The organism is Bradyrhizobium mercantei (assembly GCF_001982635.1).
Lineage (GTDB): Bacteria > Pseudomonadota > Alphaproteobacteria > Rhizobiales > Xanthobacteraceae > Bradyrhizobium > Bradyrhizobium mercantei.
Genome location: NZ_MKFI01000021.1, coordinates 1 through 4,431, shown reverse-complemented (window position 1 = coordinate 4,431; position 4,431 = coordinate 1). Strand labels below are relative to the sequence as shown.

5 protein-coding genes are annotated in these 4,431 nt (G+C 63.5%); 1 reads left to right on the top strand and 4 read right to left on the bottom strand.

Features of this window, described 5'->3' with window-relative positions:
- On the top strand, positions 1 to 266 hold a 266-nt coding region (locus tag BI327_RS40540; protein WP_143271801.1), incomplete at its 5' end, for a transposase.
- A gap of 38 nt (positions 267 to 304) precedes the next feature.
- On the opposite strand, the gene BI327_RS40535 is transcribed toward BI327_RS40540, so the two are convergent.
- The 4 genes from BI327_RS40535 to BI327_RS40520 form a co-directional block, all read right to left on the bottom strand.
- A complete protein-coding gene (locus tag BI327_RS40535; RefSeq protein WP_076867226.1) occupies positions 305 to 973 on the bottom strand; it encodes a hypothetical protein in 669 nt (222 codons plus the stop codon).
- Positions 974 to 1,081: 108 nt separating this feature from the next.
- On the bottom strand, positions 1,082 to 1,825 hold the full coding sequence (locus tag BI327_RS40530; RefSeq protein WP_076867225.1) for a hypothetical protein: 744 nt from the start codon (positions 1,823 to 1,825) through the stop codon (positions 1,082 to 1,084).
- A gap of 225 nt (positions 1,826 to 2,050) precedes the next feature.
- Entirely contained in the window at positions 2,051 to 3,298 is a 1,248-nt protein-coding gene (locus BI327_RS40525) for a M48 family metallopeptidase (protein ID WP_076867224.1), read from the bottom strand.
- A gap of 34 nt (positions 3,299 to 3,332) precedes the next feature.
- A complete protein-coding gene (locus BI327_RS40520; RefSeq protein ID WP_050627216.1) occupies positions 3,333 to 3,893 on the bottom strand; it encodes a LemA family protein in 561 nt (186 codons plus the stop codon).
- Positions 3,894 to 4,431: the final 538 nt, after the last annotated feature.

The following is a 4,431-nucleotide window of genomic DNA, read 5'->3' as shown; positions in this document are numbered from 1 at the left end:
GCCTGGCTCCCTTCAACGTCGACAGCGGCGCCTACCGTGGCAAGCGCAAGATCGGCGGTGGCCGAAAGCGCGTCCGCGCCGCCCTCTACATGGCTGCCCTCAACGCGGTCCGTAGAGCAGCTCCCTTTAAGACCTTCTACACACGACTGCGGCAGGCCGGTAAGCCCGCCAAGCTCGCTCTCATCGCTGTCGCCAGGAAGCTACTGACGGTCCTCAACGCCATGATGCGTGATAGAAAGCCCTATCAGCTCGAGCCAGCAACATAACAGWTGCCGGCTCGCGCTTCGCTTGCCCGGGACGACGGCTATCCCCGCYGCAACAGCACGCTGAGCTCCAGATCCCGGAACGTGGTGTAGTTCTTCCGGATCCACTGATGCAGCTCGGTCGATGAATCCCTCTCCTGGCGCAGATAGCCGGTGAAGGAGAAGGTCAGCCGGTCGATATAGGTCTTCAGGAACACCGGCAGCGCGCGGAAGCGCAGCACCCGGCTCGCGGTCATGACCGGCGGCAGCTCGCCGCGCACCACGAATTCATTGTCGATCACGACGAGCGCGTTCGGCGGGATCAGGCCTTGCAGCGTCTGGTAGCCGCGCACCGAGGCGCGGTCGGTGTCCGCGACATAGAGGATGACCGGCGCGACGCGGCGGCGCAGCGCCTCCTTCATCAGCCCGATCTGGTCGCACATTTTGAAGAATTCGTCGAAGGCGTGGTAGCCGAGGTCGACCACCTTGGCGATGCCGTCATTGACGATGAGCCGGTCCATCAGCTGCATCTTGCCGTAGGTGTCGATCACGTCGGCGGTTTCCGTGATCCGCGGCAGGTAGTCGAGCAGCGACGGCTCCTTCAGGTTGATGTCGTAGCAGACCACGTCGCCGTTCTTGAGCAGCAGGAATTCGCCGAGCAGCCGCGCGATCAGCGTCTTGCCGACCTGCGGACGGGGCGAGCAGATGATGTAGACGGGCGTGGATGACATCGCCCGCTATATCAGGCCAAATTTTCGCCTAATCCAGCCCCATCGCCGCCCCGGGCGCGACTTTTTTCGCTGCCCCGGGCGCGACGTTTTCGCTGCCTTTGGCCGCGACTATTTTTCGCCCTTGGCCGACTTGGCGCCGACCAGGTCGGTCAGCTTGATCCGGTCGTACTCGCTCCAGACATTGGCGAGCCAGTGCCGGACATAGCCGCGCAGCACGAAGGAATAGTTCGCGGCATCGTCGTTGATCTGCTTGTTGGCGACGAATTTCAGGAACGGAACCGAGGAGACCTCAACCTGCTCATAGGCCATTTCGTTGAGCTTGGGGATCGTGAGATCGGTCGCATCCTTGATGCGGTGGAAGTAGGAATTGTAGGTCGCCTGGTCCCACTGGAAGAACTGGGTGTCGTTGATGAAGTTCTTCACCAGGAAATATTTCGCGCCGCCCATGAAGCCGGCGGTCTCGGCGATCTCGTCCAGCGAGGCGATCGACGGGCCCAGGATGTGGAACACGGCGAAGGTGATCTGGCCGGAGCGCGCCGCATCGAGGAAGCCGATGTCGCGCAGCGAGGCCAGCGCGGGCGACAACAGGCCGGCGCGGACGTCGATCACGGTGACCGCGGGGCCCGAGTTCAGCGTATCGAAGATCTTCATCTGGTCCGCGGTCGTCGTCATGTCGACGATCTCGGTGATGTCGGGATGGAAGCGCTTCAGCGTGCCGCGCGGCGACTCGGTGTCGAACGCCCGGGTCTGCACATTGTTGGCACTGAAATAGTCCAGGAGCGTCCGCGAGACGGTGGTCTTGCCGACCCCGCCCTTGTCAGCGCCCACCACGATCACAACCGGCTTTGCCATGGAAGTCCCTTAAAGCGCGCTCCCGACCGCGATGGCGGCCGGCAAGTCCCCACACTGCTTTGGGCGCGAACATGGCAGAAACGAGGGAGAATTCAATTCCTTAAGGCGCCCACGATCGGTTTGGTGGGGATTTCCTTAATGGACTGAGTAGGCTAGCGGCATGATCCGGAAAATTGCGCAGCCGTTTTCCGGGATGATGATGCCCAAATCAGACAGCTGGCGCGATCAGCGGTGCCGGCCCCAAGGGCCTTGCAGAGGGCCTTGGAGTGGACCGAGCGGTCCCAATGGTCCCTGTGCGGGGTTGGTGCCCGGCAGCGGCGGCGGATTGTTCGGTTGCGCAGGCGGTTTATCGCCCCATGGGCCGTGGGTCACCGGCGGAGGCTGGTCGCCGGGCGCGGTCGGCTGGTCCTGCGTCCCGGTCTGGTCCGAGGTCTCATCCGGCAGCGCCAGCGGGCCGGGATCGTGACCGCCGGCATATTTCACCAACGCGTCGACCCGGGACTTCACCGACGGATGGGTGGCGAACAGGTCGGCAAAGCCCTCGCGCGGATTGTCGACGCAGAGTTCCATCACCGCCGAGGTGGCGTCCGGCAGCTCGCCGCGATTCTCGATCTTGCGCAGCGCCGAGATCATCGCGTCGGGGTTCTTGGTCAGCTCGACCGATCCGGCATCGGCGAGATATTCGCGCGAGCGCGACAGCGCGAGCTTCACCACCTGCGACAGCAGCCAGGCCAGCACGATCAATGCGACCGCGATGATGATCACGATGATGGCGCCGCCGCCCGAGCCCTTGCTGTCGCGGTCAGAGGACGACGATCGCGAGGATGACGAGGACGACCAGCCGCCTCCGCCGCCGCTCGAGTTCCACGACAGATTGGTGAACAGGCGGAAGAACAGCTCGCCGAAGAAGCCGACCACGCCGGCGATGATCACGGCGATCACCATCAGCTGCACGTCGCCGTTCTTGATATGGGTGAGCTCGTGGCCGAGCACGGCCTCGATCTCCTGGTCGTTCAGCGCACGCAGCAGACCGGTGGTGACGGTGATGGCGTATTGGCGCGGGTTCAGTCCGGTCGCGAACGCATTCAGCGCCGGGCTGTCCATCACCTTCAGCTTCGGCATCGGGATGCCGCGCGAGATGCAGAGATTTTCCAGCAGATTGTAGAGCCGCGGCTGCTGCTGGCGCGTCACGCTCTCGCCGCCGGTGACGGCGTCGATCATCTTCTGATGGAAGAAATAGGCGATCACGATCCAGGCCACTGCTGCGATCGTCGCCCAGGGGAAGGCCGAGACCAGGTCGCGCGAGGCCCGCGTCAGGTAATAGTCGACGGTGCGGCCACTGTCGATCATCACCTCCGCGACCAGCGCGCCGGCATAGACCAGCACGTAGATCAGCAGGAACAAGCCGGCGAGCAGCAGCATCGAACGAAATTTGTTCGATGCGATATGCGTGTAGAGACCATAGGCGGCCATGACGGAGCAGCCTCTCGCCGGCGCGCGTTGCGCCTCAGAACTTCACGCTCGGTGCCGCCTCGACTTCGGTGCGGCTGGCGCCGAGGTCGAAGAAATCCTTGCGGGTGAAACCGAACATGCCGGCGAACAGTGCGGCCGGCATCTGCTGGATGCCGGTGTTGTATTCCTGGACCGCGTTGTTGAAGAAGCGGCGGCTGGCGGCGATCTTGTTCTCGAGATCGGACAGCTCCGATGCGAGCTGCTGGAAGTTGGCGTTGGCCTTGAGGTCGGGATAGGCCTCCGACAGCGCGATCAATCGGCCGAGCGCGCCGGAGAGCTGGTTCTCCGCCGCCGAGACCTGCGCCGGACCCTGCGCCGACATCGCCGAATTGCGCGCCTTGATGACGTCGTCGAGCGTGCCGCGTTCATGGGAGGCGTAGCCCTTCACGGTCTCGACCAAGTTCGGGATCAGGTCGTGGCGCTGCTTGAGTTGCACGTCGATGTCGGCAAAGGCCTGGCTGACCCGCTGGCCGAGCGCGACCAGGCGGTTGTAGGCGCCGAATGCAAACAGCACGAGAAGCACGATGACGCCGATAACGATCCAGCTGGTCGACATGACAGGGCAACTCCTGATGGGACGAGACGGCGGCACCGTAGCCCAAGATGGGGGCGCAGGGCAGCCCGCCGCGAAAGGGTGGGCATTGTCTTGGTCGGGGCTGGCCGCGATTGGTTCAACATCGTCGTCCTGCTGGTTCTACGTCGTCCCGGCGAAGGCCGGGACCCATACGCCGCGGCCCGCGGAAAGGGCAAACGCGGAGTCGGCTTCGCTTCACAATTGAGATCGGTGGTTATGGGTCCCTGTGTCTTGGAAGTCTGTCATGATGAAGGTGGGCGGGAAGCCGTTGGGTCCTTGGCGCTTGACGCCGTGATCCGGCCCGGTCTCCCGCCCGTTCCATCTACAACCTGAACAGTTGCACGAGGCTGCGCCAACAGACCTCGCATCACAGGGACAGGCACCATGATCATACCCCTTCGTTACGTCGGAATCGACGTCTCCAAACATCACCTCGATATTTTCGATGAGGCCATCGGTGTATCGGAACGCATCGTCAACGCGACACAGGCCATCACACAGCTGGTGGCGCGTGGCGCGT